At 60.6% G+C, this 19,350-nt stretch carries 20 protein-coding genes, 1 tRNA gene and 1 pseudogene; 6 read left to right on the plus strand and 16 right to left on the minus strand.

The genetic code is table 11. The features are described 5' to 3' along the window. Nucleotides 1–262: 262 nt before the first annotated feature. From RGM2987_RS17595 to RGM2987_RS17620, 6 genes are all read right to left on the minus strand, one after another. Nucleotides 263–1,495, minus strand: coding sequence for a methyltransferase (locus tag RGM2987_RS17595; protein ID WP_245143653.1), 1,233 nt, complete (start codon nucleotides 1,493–1,495; stop codon nucleotides 263–265). After that, nucleotides 1,476–2,165 carry an ABC transporter permease gene (locus tag RGM2987_RS17600; RefSeq protein WP_245143655.1) on the minus strand — a complete coding sequence of 230 codons (690 nt, stop codon included), beginning with the start codon at nucleotides 2,163–2,165 and terminating at the stop codon, nucleotides 1,476–1,478. The genes RGM2987_RS17595 and RGM2987_RS17600 overlap by 20 nt, the downstream gene beginning before the upstream one ends. Beyond that, on the minus strand, nucleotides 2,162–2,857 hold the full coding sequence (locus tag RGM2987_RS17605; RefSeq protein ID WP_245143657.1) for an ABC transporter permease: 696 nt from the start codon (nucleotides 2,855–2,857) through the stop codon (nucleotides 2,162–2,164). The genes RGM2987_RS17600 and RGM2987_RS17605 overlap by 4 nt, the downstream gene beginning before the upstream one ends. Before the next feature lie 74 nt (nucleotides 2,858–2,931). Continuing rightward, entirely contained in the window at nucleotides 2,932–3,684 is a 753-nt protein-coding gene (locus tag RGM2987_RS17610) for an ABC transporter substrate-binding protein (RefSeq protein WP_245143659.1), read from the minus strand. Nucleotides 3,685–3,697: 13 nt separating this feature from the next. After that, the gene (locus RGM2987_RS17615; RefSeq protein ID WP_245143662.1) at nucleotides 3,698–4,471 is read right to left on the minus strand and encodes an ABC transporter ATP-binding protein; all 774 of its coding nucleotides are present in this window, start codon (nucleotides 4,469–4,471) and stop codon (nucleotides 3,698–3,700) included. Between the two features lie 301 nt (nucleotides 4,472–4,772). Next, nucleotides 4,773–5,267, minus strand: a complete 495-nt coding sequence (locus RGM2987_RS17620) for a hypothetical protein (protein WP_245143664.1) — start codon at nucleotides 5,265–5,267, stop codon at nucleotides 4,773–4,775. Between the two features lie 426 nt (nucleotides 5,268–5,693). Between RGM2987_RS17620 and RGM2987_RS17625 the strand changes: the two genes are divergently transcribed. Continuing rightward, complete coding sequence (locus tag RGM2987_RS17625) at nucleotides 5,694–6,143, plus strand: carboxypeptidase regulatory-like domain-containing protein (protein ID WP_245143666.1); 450 nt, start codon at nucleotides 5,694–5,696, stop codon at nucleotides 6,141–6,143. A gap of 9 nt (nucleotides 6,144–6,152) precedes the next feature. On the opposite strand, the gene RGM2987_RS17630 is transcribed toward RGM2987_RS17625, so the two are convergent. From RGM2987_RS17630 to RGM2987_RS17675, 10 genes and pseudogenes are all read right to left on the minus strand, one after another. Next, nucleotides 6,153–6,599: a hypothetical protein gene (locus RGM2987_RS17630; protein WP_245143668.1), complete on the minus strand. Its 447-nt coding sequence runs from the start codon at nucleotides 6,597–6,599 to the stop codon at nucleotides 6,153–6,155. Between the two features lie 40 nt (nucleotides 6,600–6,639). Continuing rightward, entirely contained in the window at nucleotides 6,640–8,874 is a 2,235-nt protein-coding gene (locus RGM2987_RS17635; RefSeq protein ID WP_245143671.1) for an ATP-binding protein, read from the minus strand. Continuing rightward, on the minus strand, nucleotides 8,871–9,476 hold the full coding sequence (locus tag RGM2987_RS17640) for a biliverdin-producing heme oxygenase (protein ID WP_245143673.1): 606 nt from the start codon (nucleotides 9,474–9,476) through the stop codon (nucleotides 8,871–8,873). The genes RGM2987_RS17635 and RGM2987_RS17640 overlap by 4 nt, the downstream gene beginning before the upstream one ends. Nucleotides 9,477–9,611: 135 nt before the next feature. Continuing rightward, nucleotides 9,612–9,815: pseudogene (locus RGM2987_RS17645) on the minus strand (DUF1016 N-terminal domain-containing protein); the annotation flags it as partial. Between the two features lie 127 nt (nucleotides 9,816–9,942). Then, nucleotides 9,943–10,344 (minus strand): hypothetical protein, encoded by a 402-nt coding sequence (locus tag RGM2987_RS17650; protein ID WP_245143675.1) that lies wholly within the window; start codon nucleotides 10,342–10,344, stop codon nucleotides 9,943–9,945. Nucleotides 10,345–10,410: 66 nt separating this feature from the next. After that, nucleotides 10,411–10,740 carry a DHCW motif cupin fold protein gene (locus RGM2987_RS17655; RefSeq protein ID WP_245143677.1) on the minus strand — a complete coding sequence of 110 codons (330 nt, stop codon included), beginning with the start codon at nucleotides 10,738–10,740 and terminating at the stop codon, nucleotides 10,411–10,413. A 122-nt stretch (nucleotides 10,741–10,862) separates the two neighbouring features. Then, nucleotides 10,863–10,938 (minus strand) — tRNA-Phe (locus tag RGM2987_RS17660). Nucleotides 10,939–11,040: 102 nt separating this feature from the next. Next, nucleotides 11,041–11,313: an oxidative damage protection protein gene (locus tag RGM2987_RS17665; RefSeq protein ID WP_245143680.1), complete on the minus strand. Its 273-nt coding sequence runs from the start codon at nucleotides 11,311–11,313 to the stop codon at nucleotides 11,041–11,043. Next, entirely contained in the window at nucleotides 11,310–12,377 is a 1,068-nt protein-coding gene (gene mutY, locus RGM2987_RS17670; protein ID WP_245143682.1) for an A/G-specific adenine glycosylase, read from the minus strand. Before mutY ends, RGM2987_RS17665 begins: the two co-directional genes overlap by 4 nt. Continuing rightward, a complete protein-coding gene (locus RGM2987_RS17675) occupies nucleotides 12,374–14,599 on the minus strand; it encodes an AsmA family protein (protein WP_245143684.1) in 2,226 nt (741 codons plus the stop codon). Before RGM2987_RS17675 ends, mutY begins: the two co-directional genes overlap by 4 nt. Before the next feature lie 543 nt (nucleotides 14,600–15,142). Here RGM2987_RS17675 and RGM2987_RS17680 point away from each other — a divergent pair. The 5 genes from RGM2987_RS17680 to hisA all read left to right on the plus strand — a co-directional run bounded on the left by RGM2987_RS17680 (nucleotide 15,143) and on the right by hisA (nucleotide 19,345). Next, complete coding sequence (locus tag RGM2987_RS17680; protein ID WP_245143686.1) at nucleotides 15,143–16,804, plus strand: OFA family MFS transporter; 1,662 nt, start codon at nucleotides 15,143–15,145, stop codon at nucleotides 16,802–16,804. 275 nt (nucleotides 16,805–17,079) lie between these two features. Continuing rightward, entirely contained in the window at nucleotides 17,080–17,673 is a 594-nt protein-coding gene (hisB, locus tag RGM2987_RS17685; protein ID WP_024778052.1) for an imidazoleglycerol-phosphate dehydratase HisB, read from the plus strand. After that, complete coding sequence (hisH, locus tag RGM2987_RS17690; RefSeq protein WP_245143689.1) at nucleotides 17,673–18,311, plus strand: imidazole glycerol phosphate synthase subunit HisH; 639 nt, start codon at nucleotides 17,673–17,675, stop codon at nucleotides 18,309–18,311. Before hisB ends, hisH begins: the two co-directional genes overlap by 1 nt. Next, on the plus strand, nucleotides 18,311–18,565 hold the full coding sequence (locus tag RGM2987_RS17695) for a DUF2164 domain-containing protein (protein ID WP_033034336.1): 255 nt from the start codon (nucleotides 18,311–18,313) through the stop codon (nucleotides 18,563–18,565). Before hisH ends, RGM2987_RS17695 begins: the two co-directional genes overlap by 1 nt. Before the next feature lie 42 nt (nucleotides 18,566–18,607). Next, nucleotides 18,608–19,345, plus strand: coding sequence for a 1-(5-phosphoribosyl)-5-[(5-phosphoribosylamino)methylideneamino]imidazole-4-carboxamide isomerase (hisA, locus tag RGM2987_RS17700; RefSeq protein WP_245143691.1), 738 nt, complete (start codon nucleotides 18,608–18,610; stop codon nucleotides 19,343–19,345). Nucleotides 19,346–19,350: the final 5 nt, after the last annotated feature.

The raw sequence follows: 19,350 nt of genomic DNA on the forward strand, positions 1-19,350 counted from the left end.
CTGGGTGCAATTGCTGACGCGGGTCAGCACGGAAATCGGCGGTTATGTCGTTTTAGCTGGGCGCTTATGCACAACGGGATGGAAGAGCTGGCCGCTCTATGGACATTTTGTGACGGCTGTCTCGTTTCGTCGCAAATGCCTGTTTTCATGGTTTTTTATCCATATGAACAAAAAATGACCAGTCTCGAAACAGTTAGGAAATCGCGGATTTATTGGATCCAGGTTTATTTCATCAACAGAGTTATCCACAGGCCGTTACGTCTCAGCAACGCTCTGCCAGCAGCGTCAGATTTCTCGGAGTCAGCGGCGTTTGGCAGAAGGTGCCGAGGCGTACCTCGTAGCCTTTTTGAGTGAGGAAAAGCGCCCGGTCCAGTACCAACCAAAGCTCCAGCGGCCGTCGGAAAAGGCCTCGCACCAGCTCAAGGTTGCGAACTTCGGCCAAGCGTCGATAACCCGCTGCCTCGAGCGCAGCCCAATCAGGTGAGCCGACTGTGGATAAGTCTTTAAGCGCTGCCAGATCGATGCAGTACTGGGCGAAGGATTTTTCCAGCCAAGCGCTGGGTAACGAGGGGGTGGGCAAGTAGCTGTCGATGCCACGGATTTGCCGTTGCAGCAGGTCGAAGCCCAGGCGCCGAGCCATGGACTGGTCCCGTTGCCGTCGTACCCGAGCGCCGGCGGTGACGGTTTCCGTGAGTGGCAGGCCGAGATCATCGAGGGACAGTTGTAGGGCAGAGCCCTTGGCGGCGTCGGACAGCGCTTGGTAACGCTCGGTGCGGATGCGGTTATAGCAGCAAGGCGCAATCGCCAATTGAGTACAGCCGGCAGCGCTCGCCAGTTGCATCAATCGTACGTGCAGGTCGCCGCAGGCATGCAGCGCCACCGGCGTGTGTTCAGAGTGGATCGCTTGGGCTGCATCCGCCGCCAGGACATCCTGCTGCAAGTGCTTGGCTGGCAACGCATGGCGAAGGCTCAATTGCTGGCCGCTGGCAACCAGGGCCGGGTCGTATTCCAGGCAGGTCAGTTGTTGCTCGCCATGCAGCAGGCGCCGACCGAGATGACCTTTGCCCGCACACCAGTCCAGCCAATGAGTCGGTTCGCTGGCGAAATGCAGGCGGCTGGCGAAGGCCTCGATTTGCTGCCATTTGCGGCCAGGTACGTCGACATTGAGGCGAGGGGCTGGGGCATCCAGCGCGCTGGCTGGCAATTCGGCGACACAACTCAGTTCTCGGGAGACGGCTGCCAGTTCGCAGAAGGGAGCGGGCGCGTCCTCGATCAGCCACGGCTGATGGTGGTCGTTTTCTGCCGCCTCCAGCGAACGCTGGCGTAGCCATTGGGCCAGTTGCGGGTAGGAGGTTTCCCAGGGCAGTTGCAGATGAGTGAAGGGACGCGGCTTCCACAGCGCCTGGTGCGCTGTAAGAAAAGCATCCAACGCGGTGAAACGGGCGAGCAAGGCCTCGCCCGTCAGCACGCCGTTGTCAGCGCCCTTGGCAGGCATCGACGCGCAACCAGCGCTCCAACTGCTTGAAGCCTTGCACCAGCAGGAACGCCATCAACAGGTAGAACATGCCGGCTGCAAAGAAGATCTCCACCGGCAGGTATGTCCGGGCAATGATGGTGCGGGCCATGCCGGTCAGTTCCAGCAGGGTCACGGTGCTCGCCAGGGCGCTGGCCTTGAGCATCAGGATCACTTCATTGCTGTAGGCCGGCAGGCCGATGCGCGCCGCGCGCGGCAGCATGATGTAGAACAGCGCCTTGGGCCGCGACATGCCCAGGGCCCGTGCGGCTTCGATCTCGCCACGGGGGATGGCCTGGATCGCGCCCCGTAGGATCTCGGCGATGTAGGCGGCGGTGTGCAGGGTCATGGTGACCGTGGCACACCAGAATGGGTCCCGCAGGTACGGCCACAGCGCGCTGCTGCGCACGGCATCGAACTGCGCCAGGCCGTAGTAGACCAGGAACAGCTGGACCAATAACGGCGTGCCACGGAAAAAGAAGATGTAGGCGTAGGGCAACGCCCGCACGTACCACAGCCGTGAAGAGCGGGCGATGCCCAGCGGGATCGCCAGCAACAGGCCGGCAACCACGGCGATGGCGACCAGCTCCAGAGTCAGCGTCGCGCCCTGGGCCAGCTTCGGCAGCCACTTGATGATGACTTCCCAGTTCATTGGGTGCTCCTGATAAAACCGCGGGCAGCGCGCCGTTCCAGCAGGTGCATGCCGATCATGGCGAGCACCGTCAGCCCCAGGTACATGAAGGCTGCGACCATATAGAAGGTGAACGGCTGCTTGGACACGGTCACGCCGATTTGCGCGTGGCGCATGATTTCTTCCAGGCCGATCACCGAGACCAGCGCAGTGTCTTTCATCAGGATCATGAATAGGTTGCCCAGGCCGGGCAGGGCGATGCGCCACATTTGCGGCATGATCAGCTTGGTGAAGATCCGCCACTTCGACAGGCCCAGGGCCACGCCGGCTTCACGGTGGCCCTTGGGAATCGCCAGGATCGCGCCGCGAAACACTTCCGTGGCGTAGGCGCCAAAGCACAGGCCCAGGGCGATGACCCCGGCGGCGAAGGCGTCGAGGGCCAAGTCAGGGTTGCCGAAGTACTCGCCCAGGGCGCGCATCAGGTTGACGGTGCCGAAGTAGATCAGCAGCACCCAGAGCAATTCCGGGACACCGCGCACCAGGGTCGAATACGTGCCGCCAAGCCATTGCAGCGGCTTGTAGGGGGAGGTCTTGGCCAGGGCGCCGAGCAGGCCGAGCACCAGCCCCAGGCACAAGGCCGAGAGCGCCAGTTTGACGGTCATCAGCGCGCCAGCGGCGAGCGCCGGGCCGAATCCGTAGAGATCGATCATCATGGGTGTGTGTTCATATCGCGGCAGGCTTTGCTAAGGGCCGGCGCTGCGGACAGCGCCGGCCAGGCACGTCAGCATCAATAGATGTTGAACGGGAAGTACTTGTCGTTGATCTTTTTATAGGTACCGTCGGCAACGATTTCTTTCAGCGCGGCGTTCAGCTTGTCGCGCAGAGGGTCACCCTTGCGCACGGCGATGCCGATCTTGTCGCTTTCCACCACCGGGTCGCCCTTGAATTCGTAGGCGCGGCCGGCGTCGGTTTTCAGCCAGTCGTAGTTCACGTATTTGTCCGCCAGGATCGCGTCGACGCGGCCGGAGGTCAGGTCCAGGTAGGCGTTTTCCTGGGTGTCGTAGAGCTTGGCGGTAATGTCGCTGCCCAGTTCGTCTTCCAGCCAGGTGCCGGCCAGGGTCGCCCGTTGCGCGCCAATGACCTTGCCTTTGAGCGAGTCTTTATCGGTTTTGAAATCGACGCCTTTCGCCGCGATGAACTGCAGTTTGTTGGAGTAGTACGGGTCGGTGAAATCCACGGCCTGCTTGCGCTCGTCGGTGATCGACAGCGACGAGATCAGGAAGTCGAACTTCTGGGCGTTCAGGGCCGGGATGATGCCGTCCCAATCGGAGGTGACGACTGTGCATTCGACTTTCATCTTGGCGCACAGGGCGTCGCCGATGTCCTTGTCGAAGCCCACGACCTGACCGCTGGCGTCCTTGTTGTTGAACGGTGGGTAGGCGGCTTCGATGCCCATTTTCAGCTTTTCAGCGGCCATGGCGTTGGCCGAGAACACCAGGCTGGCAGCCGCGGCCAGAAGGAATTTCTTGTAAATCTGCATATGTACTGCTCCGTTAGCGGTTGCTGGACATGAATTGTTTGCAGCGTGCCGAAAGCGGGTTTTCGAAGACCTGCTGTGGCGATCCTTGCTCCTCGACCAGGCCCTGATGGAGGAAAACCACCTCGCTGGAAACCTGACGGGCGAAGCCCATTTCGTGGGTCACCAGCAGCATGGTGCGGCCTTCATCGGCCAGGGCGCGGATCACACTTAGTACTTCCTGGACCATTTCCGGGTCAAGGGCTGAAGTGGGCTCGTCGAACAGAATCACCTTGGGCTGCATCGCCAGGGTGCGGGCGATGGCGGCGCGCTGCTGTTGGCCGCCGGACAGCTCGGCCGGGTAGGCATGGCGCTTGTCGGCAATGCCGACCTTGGCCAGCAAGGCTTCGGCCACTTCGATGGCTTCGGCTTTGCTCTGGCCGAGCACCCGGCGTGGTGCTTCGATGATGTTGTCGAGCACGCTCATGTGCGGCCAGAGATTAAAGTTTTGAAATACAAAACCAATCTCGCTGCGCATGCGATTGATCTGTTTGCCATCGGCGGCGATGAGTTCACCGTTTTTCGCAGCCTTGAGCTTGAGCGCTTCACCCGCGACCAGGATCTCGCCCTGGTTGGGGTTTTCCAGCAGGTTGATGCAGCGCAGGAACGTGGACTTGCCGGATCCGGAGGAGCCCAGGATCGAGATCACATCGCCGTCGCGGGCGGTCAACGAGACGCCCTTGAGCACCTCCAGCTGGCCGTAGCGTTTGTGCAGGTTGCGGATTTCAAGCGCGGGCGTGGCCTGGGCCATGTGCGGTCCTCATGGTGTGTGCTCCCTTGCTGTTGGCTGCCTTCCGTGGCGAGGCGGCCAAGCTAGCATGCGTCCGGATGGTCGCCAACAGCGCTGCGGGTGGTAAACCGATGATGCGTGGCAGGTTGTCGCATCGGCGCAGCAGACTGTCGCGCCATCAACAACCGAACGGCCGTTTGAACCCGGTTTACCGATGAAAAGCCCGGGGAGTTGCGTAAAAAAAGGCGCGATGGTGCCAGCTTTGGGTGGGGGTGGGAAGCGTTAATCGGATGAGCGTTAACGCAATCTGAGGGCGGTCGGTTTATTCGTCGAGCTCGTCCAAGTCCCACAATATCTTGAGGGCCTCTTTGAAAGAGGCTCGTGCAGTCTCGAGATCTTTTTGAACCTTAGGGTCTTGAAGCCAGCGCTGTGCGGCTCCCAGATCAATGTCATCGGCCCACATCCGGTAATCGATCAGCGTGGTCTCGGTCAGCCTTTTGACTGCCATAACGCCGTCTTTAGCGTTTTCGTTATCCAGAAGATCGGGCTGTTTATTAATCATGATCATGAGTGATGAAAGCATCATCACCATCATATCGACGCGGCCCGTCTCTTCAGCGTCCTTCATTTGATAAAACAGTGTCAGGAAGTCTTCAGGGAACTGATCGGCCTCCTCTTGAAGGGCCTCCAGAAAGAACGGGTCTTCATATTCGGGCAGATCAGGCATGACAGCAGCTTTTGTACGGCTGATACGTATTTGCCTGGCTTTTGCTTTCGCGCGCTTGGCACGTTTTTGTTGCTTGTTTATGGATGCCATGTGGTTCTGTCCTCGTTGAGGAAAGGTCGCGATAGCAATCTGTGGGAGCGAGCTTGCTCGCGATAGCGATAGAAACGTCAGCAGAGATGTGGGGCTAATGGCCTCATTGCGAGGAGGCTGTTTCCGTAGGAATCCTCTGGTCGGCAGGTTGCTCTCGGTCTGTCATAAAGTCTGTTGTTGGAGTGTTATCATCGAACCAGCTATCCCAAGTTTCGCCGGTCGGTGTGGTGTTTGTCTTTTCCATATCCAGTCCCTCTACGGAGTTCAATCGTAAGTGCAAGGATAGTGAAGAGAAGGGTAGCGGGATATCCCGATTACGCCGTCGGTTTCCTCATAACCTATAGTTTCAATCAATCTAAACCTTAGCTGACGATTTTGCTCAAAACAGAACTCATGTGAGCCGTTTCCATAACTGGAGTCCTCGCCATGAAGCGCATCCATTTCTTCATATTGCCCCTCGTCGCGCTGGGCGCGCTGTTGCTGCCCATCACGCTCACAGCCACCAGCCTCGCACCCATCGACAATTCCGGCGTGCAAGTGCAGCCGCTGCAGCAGAACGGCGTCACTTATCTCTCTGGGGGGATCGGCGAGGATGAAGCCCGCGCCATCGAGCAGGCGAAAGGCTATAACCTGCACATGATGTTTTCGGTGGGGCCCGGGAACAAGTACATCCCGGATGTGGATGTCACGGTCCAGAATGCTTCGGGTCAAACCGTATTGACGTTGGAGGGCGCGGGGCCGCTGGTGTATGTGCAGCTACCGCCGGGCAAGTACAAGGTACTGGCGACACGCAATGGCGGGGAGCGCCGCGACACCGCCGATGTTGGCAACGGTGCCGCACGCAACCTGGTGTTCCATTGGAACGGTGACGAATAGCCGACCGGCTTATTCGCCGGTGGGTTCTTCCATCGACTGGCGATAGCGGTCCAGCGCTTCGCTGAAGTCCTTGATGAACTCCGGGGTGCTGAGCCAGCGTTGCGCCGTCTCGCGGTCCATGTCGTCGGCCCACATGCGGTAGTCCACCAGCATGTCGGCGGCCAGGTTGGTCGCGGCCATGCTTTCGTTCTCGGCATTCTTCAGGTCGAGCAGGCCCGGGCGCTCGCTGATCATCACGCTCAGGGAGGACAGCAAGGTATCGAGCAATTCGCTACGACCGATGGCCTCGGCTTCGCGCAGCTTGGCGAACAGCTCCAGCACGTAGACTGGCGGCTGGGCAGTGGCGTGGGCCGGGTCGCCGTACATGGGGATGGATTTGCGCCCGGTCATGCGGATCTGCTTGGCTTTGTCTTTGGCGCGCTTGGCGCGTTTTTGCTGCTTGTTCAATGAGGCCATTGGGCTTCGGTTTCCAATTCGTTAAGAGGGCGGTGCCCGCTCAGCCGATTTTCGGCACGGTAAAACGGAATTCGCTGCCCATGCCCGGCTGGCTTTCGGCGTGCAGTTTACCGCCATGGGCCTGGACAATCCCCTGGGAAATGTACAGTCCCAGCCCGGTGCCGTTCGGGTTGCCTTCCTTGACCGTCCAGTAACGGTCAAAAACATGCGGCAACTGCTCCGCCGTGATGCCTTCCCCGGTGTCGCGGACGCTGAACACGATCTCATCGCCCACCGACATCGCGCTGACGCCCACGCGGCCTTGCTGCGGGGTGAACTTGATGGCATTGCCGATCAGGTTGGACAGCACCTGGAACAGCCGCTCGGGATCGGCGTTGATATGCAGGTCGGGTTCGGCGTGGAACGACATGTCGATGGCCTTGGCCGTGGCGAGCGGCGACAGAAGCGCGCAGGCATCTTCGAATATCTGGGTGACGCTGGTTGGCCGGGGATTGATGGTGTAGCGCCCGGCATCGATGCGCGAGGTGTCGAGCAGGTCTTCCAGCAGCACGTTCATACGACTGGTGGCCTGTTGCATGGTATCGATGGCCGAGGCGATTCGCTTCGAGCTGTGGGAGCCGTCGGAACTGAAGGCCTTTTGCATCATGCCGCAGAGCATGGAAATGACCGTCATCGGGCTGCGCAGGTCATGGGACACCACCGCTACCAGGTCATCTCGGGCCTGCACGGCCTGGCGTTCCTTGTGCACCTGGCGGGCCAGGTCGTTTTCCAGGGCCGAGCGCCGCAAGTCATTGGCGGCGAACAGGTCGCCGTGGGTCCATTTGGCACTGATGCCGGCCATTTCGACCTTCCAGATCTCGAAAGAGGTCCGGGGCCTCAGGCGCAGGCCGGTCTCGCTGTTCTCCAGGTCCAGGGGCTTTTGCGGGTCACCACTCCATTGAATGGTCTGCTTCACCTCGGGGCGGAACCACAGCACGCCGTTTTCCACCGGCTTGGGTAGATGAATCGCCAGCACGCCACTCGCCACGTCCTGATAGGCCAGGGCTGCCGGAAAAACGCTGCTCAGATTGTGCTGGGAAAAGACCGGTTGCCCGGTTTCCAGGATCCATTTGTGCAACTGGCGGATCTGATCCGGCGCTGGACACTGGCCGTGGCGATGCAGCTTGTTGTCTTCGAGGATCGCGACGCCGCTGGCGCCGGTGAGGTCCATCAGTCGCTGGGGCTGGTGGGACAAACCGTCGAACACGTTATGGGTGGACTCGGCCATGGCGCCGGCGAGTATCTGGAGATTTTCAAGCTTGGCCTCCCGTTGACTGGCCAGCTCCAGCGCCTCCATGGCACTGATCTGCAATGACAGTACCTGGCCGATGGTCTGGCAGGCCATGCGCATTTCGTGCGGAACCAGCAGCGGCTCGCGGTTGCCGCAACTGATCAGGCCCCACAGCCGCTCACCTTCCATCAGCGAAATGCTCATAGAGGACAGCACGCCCATGTTCTTCATGTACTGACGGTGTATCGGTGAGACGCTGCGCAGGGTGGAAAAGCTCAGATCCAGCGGCACCTGGGTGTCGGGCCGCAGCTCGGGGATCAGTGGTACTGGTGCATAGTCGGCATTGGGGATGATCCGCAACCAGTTGGTGCGGTACAGCTCGCGGGCCTGCTCGGGAATGTCCGATGCCGGAAAGAACAGACCTTTGTACAGCTCCATCGACGGCGCGCTGGCCTCGGCGATCACCTGCCCGTGACCTTCCTCTTCGAAGCGATAGATCAACACCCGGTCGTAGCCGGTCATGGCCTGGATTTCCCGTACGCTGATTTCGTACAGCGCCTGGAGGGTTTTCGCACTCTGAAGGCGTTGCAGCATGCGGCCCAGGTTGGCTTCGCCGGTGGCGCCTTCGGGACGGTAATCGCTCAGGTGCTGTTCCAGCTCGACGATCAGGGCGCCCTGATGACGATGAACCAGGGCGTCGAATCGCTGGGCGTTCACGACGACTGCCAGGGGCACCTTGTCGCTTTCCGGGGTGGCGCGGCAGGCGATAAGAATGGCCTCGGCCTGTTCCGGACCGAACAGTGTTTCCAGCTTCTGGCCCAACAACCTGTGGGGATCGTGCCCCATCAACTGCAATACATTGGCACTGACCTGTCGGATCAGGAACTCGGGTTCCGATAGCATCAACAGCACACCATGAGGCTGGATGGCACCGGGGAAGCGGATCGGCTCGTCTGCGCAATTGGCCAGGAGCTTTTCGAAGGCTTCTTGGTTCTCCGGGTTCATAGCAGGACCTCCTGGCTGTCCAGCCAGTGTTCAAAATAGGTAAACGTCGCTTTGGCGGCACATGTAGCTTCGAACGTTTGCGCTTCGCCCAGGTTCCTGTCGTCCAGATATTGGAGAAAGTCCTTCCAGCGTCGCCCGGTGAGTTCGCCGTACACGTTAAGAAACGCCGCGCCGCTGGTCGCATCAAGACCCAGTTGCCCGGCTACCCTGCGTCGCAGGATCTGCCCACCGAGCGTTGCCCCTTCCAGTACATAGGAAACCCCGAGCGCGGCGGCACGGGAGTCGATCCGTGGCAGTGCCTGGCAAACAGGCAGCGCGTCGATAGCCGTTTCATCGAGGCCCAACGCCTTGAGGTCGCCCCGCAGTACCGGAAGTTTGATCCGTAGCGACTGGTCGAGCCCTGCGGGTATCAGCGCCAGGACATGCAGTCGTTGCTCCAGCGGCTGATAAAAGCCGTAGTAGGCAGCCATCAAGCGCCGGTACAGGTCCAGATCCAACTGCTCGGAGAAAAACGGCAGGCGTTTCTCCAGGGCGACGTGCATCTCGGCGGTTTCAGTCCGCAATGCTTGGATCAAGGAAGAAAGGGGGGCGGCGGGTGACATGCAGGATAGAGCTCGTTCAGAGGATTTTTGCCGAAAAAAGCGCATCAATCTTACACAGATTCATCAGGTAGGCTGCTATCGGTTGTCGAGTTTATCCCTTGAGTCGCTGGGTGCGCCTGCTGCTCAAAGCGTGCCCCTGACGATGTCTCGTGGGCCAAGATTGAGCGCTTTGATATTGGCAATAGCTTCCTCTTCCACTGCGGGCCGGTCTCGACTGGCCAGTAGGCGTTCGTAGTAGAAGGTGCTGATTTAGCGTTCGAGGGCGCGGGTGGACCAGTTCTGGCTGACTACCTCGTTCATGTACCACTGGCGCGCACTGTCACTCTCTACCCGCAAAAGTGAGGGGCTGGTCAGTGGTGCCTGTTTTGTAGGACATGTCTCTGATGAGCGTCATCCGTGACTACGAGGGGGCTGCTGCGCAGCCCAGCGGGAGTAAACTCCCTCGCCACAGGGTGGTATTTCAGCTTCAGCTATTTGCCAGGGCTTGGGAGGCGGCGACGTAGTCGGCCTGGAATTGTGGGCTCTCGACCCAGTCCAGCGCGGCTTGTTCGTCGACGCCGGTGGTCATGCGTCGATATTCGATCAAGGCGGTGAAGATGAAGTCGGTGGCCTCTTCTTCGCCTTCCTGTTCCAGCACCAGGGCCAGCAGTGGGTGTCCCAGGAAAACCGCACACATGGCTTGCTGGCTGACTTTCTCGGCAACGCGCATGGCTTGGAAAAGGTCCGACAGATCCACCGTCTCCAGATCGATGCGCTCATCGTTCGGGTCGAGGAAGTCATTCGGCGCAGCGGCGCGTTGGATCCGGTTGTTCTTGGCTTTCGCCTTGGCGCGCTGGTTTCGTTTCTGCTGTTTGTTTGCCGAGGACATGGCCAGGACCCTGAGGTGAAAAAATAGGCCGTCTATCCTACAGCTTCACGGTGGACGCTTCGAATCTCAATCCACCACGAACAGGGTGGCGCCCACCGAAGTGGACGATCGATGAGGCTCGGCGTGGTCGGCCACCTGATAGCTCATGCCGGGCTTGAGCACGAACTGGCGTCCGTCCTCCAGCTCGGTGTTCAACTGGCCCGTCAGGCAAAACAGAATGTGCCCCTTGACGCACCAGTGGTCGGCTAGATAACCCGCCGTATATTCCACCATCCGCACCCGGATGTTCCCGAGCTGCCGCGTGCGCCAATAGGCGGTGCCGGTGACGCCTTTGTGTTCGGTGGGCTCGATGGTTGACCAGTCGGTGGTGCCGAAGGGGATGTTGGTGATGTCCATGTCGACTCGTTGTGTTGGGGGGAGACCGCGATGGATAAATGTAGCCGAGTCGATGAGGTGGCGGAAGAAACTCTAGCCAATAAAAAACCCCGATCAATTTCTTGATCGGGGTTTTCGGTATTTGGTGCCCAGAGACGGAATCGAACCGCCGACACGGGGATTTTCAATCCCCTGCTCTACCGACTGAGCTATCTGGGCAACGGGGCGCATTAAACGGGTTTTTCGGGGGGGCGTCAAGCACGTTATCAAAAAATATTTAATTATTACCGTCGCTTACGTTCCGCCCCCGATGCGCAGCGCTTATTCCGACGGCGGCACGTAGCCTTCGGCCTTGGCGTATTCTTCGCCGGAAAAGAACTTTTCCATCTCGCCCTGAAGGTATTTGCGATCTTCGGCGTTCATCATGTTCAGGCGTTTTTCGTTGATCAGCAGGGTCTGGTGTTTCTGCCAGTCACCCCAGGCCTTGGCCGAAACGTTGTCGTAGATATCCTGGCCCTTGGCGCCCGGGAACGGCGCGCGTTCCAGGCCTTCCAGGGGTTCTTTGTACTTGCGGCACATGATGGTGCGGGTCATTGCAACTCTCCTGCGTTCAATACGGCGGCCGCGCGTTCGAGCAAGGTCTTGACCGGGGCGGCGAGGCCCAGGCGCGGCGGGGTGGCGAGGTTATACCAGAGCCAGTCGGCCTCGGCCACGTGATGGCCGGTTTCGCGGACCTGGACCAGCCAGGGTTCGATGGCCAGCTGGAAATGGCTGAAGGTGTGCACCAGGCTTGGCATTTCCTGCTGTTTGCCCAGTTCCAGGGAATGTTGCAGGGCCAGGTGCTGCAAGTCGTCGAGGTCATCGAGTTCCGGCAGGCTCCACAGCCCGCCCCAAAGCCCGGTGGACGGGCGTCGGTAAAGCAGAATCGCGCCCTCACGATTGGCCAGCATCGGCATCAGGGTGCGTTTTTTTGGCACGTCCTTGCGGGGCTTGGGAATCGGGTAGCGAGTCTCCAGGCCCAACAGGTGGGCTTCACAACCCGCTTTCAACGGGCAGAGCAGGCAGCTGGGCTTGCTGCGGGTGCAGAGCGTAGCGCCCAGGTCCATCATCGCCTGGGTGTAGGCGTTGACCCGGTCCTCAGGGGTGAAGCGCTCGGCAGTGGCCCACAGCTGTTTCGCCACTTTGGGTTCACCCGGATAGCCTTCCTGGGCGGTGAAGCGCGCCAGGACCCGCTTGACGTTGCCGTCGAGGATCGGCGCCCGCAGGCCCATGCTGATACTGGCGATGGCGCCGGCGGTGGACAGGCCGATGCCGGGCAGCTCGGTCAGTTTTTCCACATCCCGGGGGAATTCTCCGCCGTACTGCTCAACGACGATTTTCGCGGTTTTCTGCAAGTTGCGCGCGCGGGTGTAGTAGCCCAACCCGGTCCACAGGTGCAGCACTTCGTCCTCCGGCGCCGCAGCCAGGGCCTGGACGGTCGGCAGCGAGCTCATGAAACGGTCGAAGTAATTGAGCACGGTGCTGACCTGGGTCTGCTGCAACATGATCTCGGAGACCCACACCCGGTATGGGTTGATGTCCTGCTGCCAAGGCAGATCGTGCCGGCCATGGCGGTCGAACCAGTCCAGGACGGCGCTGGAAAACTGCTCGGCTCTCATCGCTTGAACAGCCCCTTGAGCGCGTTTTTCACCTCAGGGCTGACCTTGTCGCCGAGCTTTTCGTCGATCTTGTCTTCGAGGCGCTCGCCGGCCAGCTTCGCCGCGACCTTGCCCATCCCTTCGTTATCCAGGCGGCAGGCCTTGGCGCCGAGCTCCAGCGGGCCGCGGCAGCGCAGCGGCCATTCGATGTCGACGTAGCGTTCGTTGACCTGGCAGGCCGGGTCAGGCATGTCGCTCTTGTCGCCCTCGACGATGATGCCGACGCGGTAGTCCATGCCCAGCACCCGCAGGTCGATGTCACCGTTGCCGTTGACCGTCATGCCGGGAATGCGAACTTTCAGGTCCGGGTTGCTGGCGACACCGTTGTGGAAAGTGAGGTTGCCGTTGAGTTGCTGGAACGGCGTGTCCTTGCCCCGGGGTTCGCCGCTGAGGGCCTTGCGGTTGAGCGTAGCGATGCCTTTGCACAATTGCTGCTCGAGGTTGGCGTTGAGCAGCACGCCATCGTTGATGACAAACCCGGCGTTGCCGTTGAGGCTGTCGATCAACGCCTTCTGGCTGTTGCCGCTGGCCGTCACCGCGCTGTCAAGCGTGACCAGGCCTTTGACCGGTGGGTTCTTGCCCTGGCTTTCGATGATTTTCTCGGCCGGCACGCGGTTGATGCGGGTTTGCAGGCTCAACTGTGGCGTGGCCTGGCGCACGTCCAGGGTGCCCTTGGCTTCGAAGTTGCCGCTGTATAGATCACCCCGCAGGTTTTCCAGGGTCAGCAGGCCACCGAGGCCCGTGGCCTTGAGCGCGGCGTTCTGGATCGGCAGCTTATCCAGGGTCAGTTGACCGAAGGTCAGGTCGGCATCCAGGTCCAGCTTGCCCAGGCGTTCCACTGGAAACAACCGGTCGTTGCTCCAGGCGCCCTGGGTTGGCGCGCTCGGCAGCGGTGTAGTGCCGGCACCGGCCATGGCGCTGGCTTCGGTGTTGCTGACCTCGGCTTCGCGGGCGGCCTTGGAGCTGTCGGCCTCGGCGGATTTGGGTGGCAGGTAGCGGTCGACGTCGAAGGTGTCGGCCTTGAGTTGCGCACGCAAGGACTGCTTGGCGAAGTCCTCGACGGCGATACGACCGCTGAACGTGCTGTCATCGACTTTCAGGTTGATGTTGTTGAGTTCGATGCTCGAAGGCGTGCCGGCAATACGGCTGGCCAGTTCAACCTTGCTCAGGCTGCCTTCGGCCATGGCCGGCAGTTTCTGGCCGATGCTGTCGACAAAATTCGCCAGGTCGAATTGCGCGATCGACAGGCCGCCGTTCAATTGTGGAGTCTTGTCGAGATCGTTGACCTTCAGTTCACCCAGGGCGCGCAGTTGATTGAGCGACAGTTTGATTCCGGTCCATTCGGCGACGTTTGCTGCTTTGTCCAGGAACAATTGGCCTTGGGCGGCGAAGTTCACCGACTTGCCCTGCAGCGGGTCGCCGGTGGCTTCGCCGGACAGCTTCAGGTCTTCAAACTTGTAGCGCTGCAAGGCGCGTTCATAACGCAGCTCGCCGGTGACTTCGGTGCGCACGCGCAGTGCCGGCTGGTTACTGGACAGGAACGCGGTAAGGGTGACCGGAATGTTGGTGGAGTCGTGGACCGGACCGGTGCTCAATTGGATGCTTTCGGCGGTGAACAGCTTGCCGGTCTTCTCGTCGGTATATTCGACCCGGGCGTTGTTGACGGTCAGGCTGTCGATGTCCAGGCGGGTCGGCTGGACCGGTTTTTCCGCCGGGGCGCTGGCGGCCGGAGTCGATGGCTCGGTCGCCGCCGGCGCGTTCGCCGTTGTCGCCGGGGCCGGCACCTTGCCGATGTCTTCCCAGTTGCCGTGGCCGTTCTTGTCGCGGTTCAGGCGCAGGTTCAGGCCTTCGACGCGCACATCGCTCATCTGCACTTCCTTGCGCAGCAACGGGATCACGCGCACCGACAGGCCAAGCATTTGCAGATCGGCAAAGGGTTGGGTCGGGTTGGCCAGGGTCGCCACGCTGGCGTCGTGCAATTCCAGGCCCAGCCAGGGGAACAGGCTCCAGCCGATATCGCCGTTGAGGGTCAGCTCGATATGGGCCTTGTCGCGGGCTATCTGGCGGATCTCTTCCTTGTAGTCGTTGGGATCGAAGAGGTGGGTCAGGGCAAAGCCCAAGGCCACAATGATCAGCAACAGCCCGAGAAGTACCAGACCCAGGATTTTGCCGAACGCTTTCATGGGCGAATCCTTGTAGGTTGAGTTCAAAATTCAGCCTGGGAGTATAACGCCCCGGATTGGTGGCGCGTTGGCTGATCGTTCCGTCCCCGATAGGTCGCGTCAGCCAATTGCTCCTGTGGCGAGGGAGCTTGCTCCCGCCGGGCTGCACCGCAGCCCTGGACCAGGTGAACTGGCAATTTCGATAGGTGGCGCGGTCAGTTTTTTTGGGGGGCGCTTCGCACCCCAGCGGGAGCAAGCTCCCTCGCCACGGATTAAGGGGACCTTTAAAGCCAGGCTCGGGCATATGAGTGCCAGAAAAATAAACGGTTCACGCCCTACAGAAAGCGAGCAATGGCGCGATAAGACGGGTGACATGAAAAAGGTGATATCACTTTGGTTTTTCTGTCACGAGCAAATGGTAATCTTTACCAGTTCGTCCGTTCTGCTGCGGCGTGATGTCGCACCAACATGGAGCTTCACCAGAAAATACAGTCGTGCCTGCGTGCAATCAAGGCTGAGGGTGAGGCGTGCTGGCGAACCATTCCAATAACTGGGGGATACACAATGAGCACGAGCATCACGGCGGACGGCATTGCCGACCAGCCTGCGTTCCTCTCCAAGGAACGCATTATTGCCAAGCCCGGCTTCAACCGCTGGCTGGTACCACCGGCCGCACTGGCTATTCACCTTTGCATCGGCATGGCCTATGGCTTCTCGGTGTTCTGGTTGCCACTGTCCAAGGCACTGGGTATCAGCAAGCCGGTGGCCTGCGCCCCGGACATGAGCTTCATTTCGCAAGTCTTTTCGTCCCAATGTGACTGGCCGATCTCGATGCTTGGCTGGATCTACACCCTGTTCTTCATCTTCCTGGGTTGCTCGGCAGCCATCTGGGGTGGCTGGCTGGAACACGCCGGGCCACGCAAGGCCGGCGTTGTATCGGCATTGTGCTGGTGCGGTGGCCTGCTGATTTCCGCGCTGGGCGTCTATACCCACCAGATCTGGCTGATGTGGGTCGGTTCCGGCGTGATCGGTGGTATCGGCCTGGGCCTGGGCTACATCTCTCCGGTGTCGACCCTGATCAAGTGGTTTCCGGACAAGCGCGGCATGGCGACCGGCATGGCGATCATGGGGTTCGGCGGTGGCGCGATGGTCGGTGCTCCGCTGGCTGCGGCGCTGATGAGCCATTTCGCTTCGCCGACCGACGTGGGCGTATGGCAGAGCTTCCTGGTGATGGCCGCGATCTACTTCGTGTTCATGATTGGTGGCGCCCTGTCGTACCGCGTTCCGCCAACCGGCTGGAAGCCTGAAGGCTGGACTCCGGCACCGAAGAAAGCTGCGAACGCGATGATCACCCATCGCCATGTTCATGTGAACGTTGCCTGGAAAACCCCGCAATTCCGTCTGGTATGGCTGGTGCTGTGCCTGAACGTATCGGCGGGCATCGGCATCATCGGCATGGCTTCGCCACTGCTGCAGGAAGTGTTCGGCGGCAAGTTGCTCGGCAACGACCTGCCTTTCGGCCAACTGGACGCCACTCAGCTGGGCCAGATCGCCGCCATTGCGGCCGGCTTCACCGGACTGTTGAGCCTGTTCAACATCGGTGGCCGGTTCTTCTGGGCGTCCTTCTCCGACTACCTGGGTCGTAAAAACACTTACTTCGTGTTCTTCGCCCTGGGCGTGGCCCTGTACACGCTGATCCCGAGCTTGGGTCACCTGGGCAGCGTCGCGCTGTTCGTGGCGGCGTTCTGCATCATCCTGTCGATGTACGGCGGCGGTTTCGCCACTGTGCCGGCCTACCTGGCGGACCTGTTCGGTACGCAAATGGTGGGCGCGATCCACGGTCGTCTGCTGACCGCCTGGGCTGCGGCGGGCGTGCTGGGTCCGGTGCTGGTGAACTACCTGCGTGAATATCAGCTGAGCATCGGCGTCGAGCGCGCCGCGGCCTATGACATCACCCTGTACATCCTCGCCGGCCTGCTGGTGCTGGGCTTCCTGTGCAACCTGCTGGTTCGCCCGGTCGCCGACAAGTACTTCATGACCGACGCCGAACTGGCCGCCGAACAGGCGCTGGGCCATGACAAAGGTGCTGACAGCAGCACCTCGCTGGAATGGAAGGCCGCACCGGGCACCAAGCCCCTGGCGATCGCCGCCTGGCTGATGGTGGGCATTCCGTTGGCCTGGGGTGTGTGGGTGACCTTGCAGAAGACGGCGGTGTTGTTTCACTAACGCATAGCTGAAGCAAACCTGCGAACCTGTGGGAGCGGGCTTGCTCGCGAAAACGGTATATCAGTTAACGATGATGTCGACTGATACACCGCCTTCGCGAGCAAGCCCGCTCCCACATTTGTTTCCAGGTGGCGGCAGAACCACTTGTACGGACATGTCTATCCCCGACGCCACGGCATTCAGCCCGTCAGCGATATCACCGTTCGTGTTTCTGTTTGCCGCTCGCGCCCCTATAATGGCTGCCTTTTTCGCCCAATGATTTTGCGGAGCTGGTGATGGCCGAACGTAAGGCGTCTGTCGAGCGCGACACTCTGGAAACCCAGATCAAAGCCTCGATCAACCTGGATGGCACCGGAAAGGCCCGGTTTGATATCGGCGTGCCTTTTCTTGAGCACATGCTGGACCAGATCGCCCGTCACGGGCTGATCGACCTGGACATCGTCAGCAAGGGCGACCTGCATATCGACGACCACCACACCGTGGAAGATGTCGGGATTACCCTGGGACAGGCCTTCACCCAGGCCATCGGCGACAAGAAAGGCATCCGTCGCTACGGTCATGCCTACGTGCCGCTCGATGAAGCGCTGTCGCGCGTGGTCATCGACTTCTCTGGCCGTCCCGGCCTGCAAATGCACGTGCCGTACACCCGTGCCACCGTTGGCGGCTTTGACGTGGACCTGTTCCAGGAATTCTTCCAGGGCTTCGTCAACCACGCCAATGTCACCCTGCACATCGATAACCTGCGCGGGCACAATACCCACCACCAGATCGAAACCGTGTTCAAGGCTTTCGGCCGCGCACTGCGCATGGCCGTGGAGCTGGATGACCGCATGGCCGGGCAAATGCCTTCCACCAAAGGCGTCCTGTAATGCAGACGGTTGCAGTTATCGACTACGGCATGGGCAACCTGCACTCGGTGGCCAAGGCCCTCGAACACGTAGGTGCCGGCAAGGTGCTGATCACCAGCGATGCCGAGGTGATTCGCGAAGCCGACCGGGTGGTATTCCCCGGCGTCGGGGCGATTCGCGACTGCATGGCCGAAATTCGTCGCCTGGGCTTCGACTCGCTGGTGCAGGAAGTCAGCCAGGACCGTCCGTTCCTGGGCATCTGCGTCGGCATGCAAGCCTTGCTCGAGCGCAGCGAGGAGAACACCGGTGTCGATTGCATCGGTATGTTCCCGGGCCAGGTGAAGTTCTTCGGCAAGGACCTGCATGAAGACAGCGAACACCTGAAAGTCCCGCACATGGGCTGGAACGAAGTGAAGCAGGCGGTGGATCACCCGCTGTGGCACAGCATCCCGGACCTGGCGCGCTTCTACTTCGTGCACAGCTACTACATCGCCGCCGGCAATGCGCGGCAGGTGGTGGGCAGCGGTCACTATGGCGTCGATTTCGCCGCCGCCCTGGCCGATGGTTCGCGTTTCGCCGTGCAGTTCCACCCGGAGAAGAGCCATACCCATGGCCTGCAATTGCTGCAGAACTTCGCGGCGTGGGACGGTCGCTGGTAATGGCCCGCAAGAAACCGCCAATCCTCACCCTCACGCCCGAGCAGGAGAGTGAGGCGAACCGCAAGATCCAGCGGTTCATGGAGGATCGTTTCGAACTGGACCTGGGTTCGTTCGAAGCGGCGGAAATTCTTGACCTGTTTACCCGCGAAATTGCACCGCACTATTACAACAGGGCGATTTTCGATGTGCAGGCGCACCTTAAAGAAAGGTTCGAAAGCATTGAAAGCGACCTGTGGGCGCTCGAGAAGAACTGATTTTCGAGCCAAGCTGAATGTTCGTATTTGAAGGTTTGCCAGATGCTGATTATCCCCGCTATCGATCTCAAGGACGGCGCTTGCGTACGTCTGCGCCAGGGCCGGATGGAAGATTCCACGGTGTTCTCCGATGACCCGGTGAGCATGGCCGCCAAGTGGGTGGAGGGCGGTTGCCGTCGCCTGCATCTGGTGGACCTGAACGGCGCCTTCGAAGGCCAACCGGTCAATGGTGAAGTGGTCACGGCCATTGCCAGGCGCTATCCGAACCTGCCGATCCAGATCGGCGGCGGCATTCGCTCCCTGGAAACCATCGAGCACTACGTCAAGGCCGGCGTGAGCTACGTGATCATCGGCACCAAGGCCGTGAAAGAGCCTGAATTCGTCGCCGAGGCCTGCCGCGCCTTCCCGGGCAAGGTCATCGTTGGCCTGGACGCCAAGGACGGTTTCGTCGCCACCGACGGCTGGGCTGAAGTCAGCAGCGTGCAGGTGATCGACCTGGCCAAGCGTTTCGAGGCCGACGGCGTGTCCGCCATCGTCTACACCGACATCGCCAAAGACGGCATGATGCAGGGCTGCAACGTCCCGTTCACCGCCGCCCTGGCCGCTGCCACGAAGATCCCGGTCATCGCCTCCGGCGGTATCCACAACCTGGGCGACATCAAGGCACTGCTCGATGCCAAGGCGCCAGGCATCATTGGGGCGATCACCGGTCGCGCAATCTACGAAGGCACTCTGGACGTCGCCGAGGCCCAGGCCTTCTGCGACTCCTACAAAGGCTGAGGACT

Origin of the sequence: Pseudomonas sp. RGM2987 (assembly GCF_022952855.1) — a bacterium.
Classification (GTDB): Bacteria; Pseudomonadota; Gammaproteobacteria; order Pseudomonadales; family Pseudomonadaceae; genus Aquipseudomonas.

Coding starts and splice junctions, on each gene's coding strand:
- hisH (WP_245143689.1), top strand. CDS start 17,673: ATGCAGACGGTTGCAGTTATCGACTACGGCATGGGCAACCTGCACTCG.
- RGM2987_RS17655 (WP_245143677.1), bottom strand. CDS start 10,740: ATGGACATCACCAACATCCCCTTCGGCACCACCGACTGGTCAACCATC.
- RGM2987_RS17615 (WP_245143662.1), bottom strand. CDS start 4,471: ATGGCCCAGGCCACGCCCGCGCTTGAAATCCGCAACCTGCACAAACGC.
- RGM2987_RS17635 (WP_245143671.1), bottom strand. CDS start 8,874: ATGAACCCGGAGAACCAAGAAGCCTTCGAAAAGCTCCTGGCCAATTGC.
- RGM2987_RS17630 (WP_245143668.1), bottom strand. CDS start 6,599: ATGGCCTCATTGAACAAGCAGCAAAAACGCGCCAAGCGCGCCAAAGAC.
- RGM2987_RS17640 (WP_245143673.1), bottom strand. CDS start 9,476: ATGTCACCCGCCGCCCCCCTTTCTTCCTTGATCCAAGCATTGCGGACT.
- RGM2987_RS17620 (WP_245143664.1), bottom strand. CDS start 5,267: ATGGCATCCATAAACAAGCAACAAAAACGTGCCAAGCGCGCGAAAGCA.
- RGM2987_RS17665 (WP_245143680.1), bottom strand. CDS start 11,313: ATGACCCGCACCATCATGTGCCGCAAGTACAAAGAACCCCTGGAAGGC.
- RGM2987_RS17650 (WP_245143675.1), bottom strand. CDS start 10,344: ATGTCCTCGGCAAACAAACAGCAGAAACGAAACCAGCGCGCCAAGGCG.
- RGM2987_RS17600 (WP_245143655.1), bottom strand. CDS start 2,165: ATGAACTGGGAAGTCATCATCAAGTGGCTGCCGAAGCTGGCCCAGGGC.
- RGM2987_RS17610 (WP_245143659.1), bottom strand. CDS start 3,684: ATGCAGATTTACAAGAAATTCCTTCTGGCCGCGGCTGCCAGCCTGGTG.
- mutY (WP_245143682.1), bottom strand. CDS start 12,377: ATGAGAGCCGAGCAGTTTTCCAGCGCCGTCCTGGACTGGTTCGACCGC.
- RGM2987_RS17605 (WP_245143657.1), bottom strand. CDS start 2,857: ATGATGATCGATCTCTACGGATTCGGCCCGGCGCTCGCCGCTGGCGCG.
- hisA (WP_245143691.1), top strand. CDS start 18,608: ATGCTGATTATCCCCGCTATCGATCTCAAGGACGGCGCTTGCGTACGT.
- RGM2987_RS17695 (WP_033034336.1), top strand. CDS start 18,311: ATGGCCCGCAAGAAACCGCCAATCCTCACCCTCACGCCCGAGCAGGAG.
- hisB (WP_024778052.1), top strand. CDS start 17,080: ATGGCCGAACGTAAGGCGTCTGTCGAGCGCGACACTCTGGAAACCCAG.
- RGM2987_RS17625 (WP_245143666.1), top strand. CDS start 5,694: ATGAAGCGCATCCATTTCTTCATATTGCCCCTCGTCGCGCTGGGCGCG.
- RGM2987_RS17680 (WP_245143686.1), top strand. CDS start 15,143: ATGAGCACGAGCATCACGGCGGACGGCATTGCCGACCAGCCTGCGTTC.
- RGM2987_RS17675 (WP_245143684.1), bottom strand. CDS start 14,599: ATGAAAGCGTTCGGCAAAATCCTGGGTCTGGTACTTCTCGGGCTGTTG.
- RGM2987_RS17595 (WP_245143653.1), bottom strand. CDS start 1,495: ATGCCTGCCAAGGGCGCTGACAACGGCGTGCTGACGGGCGAGGCCTTG.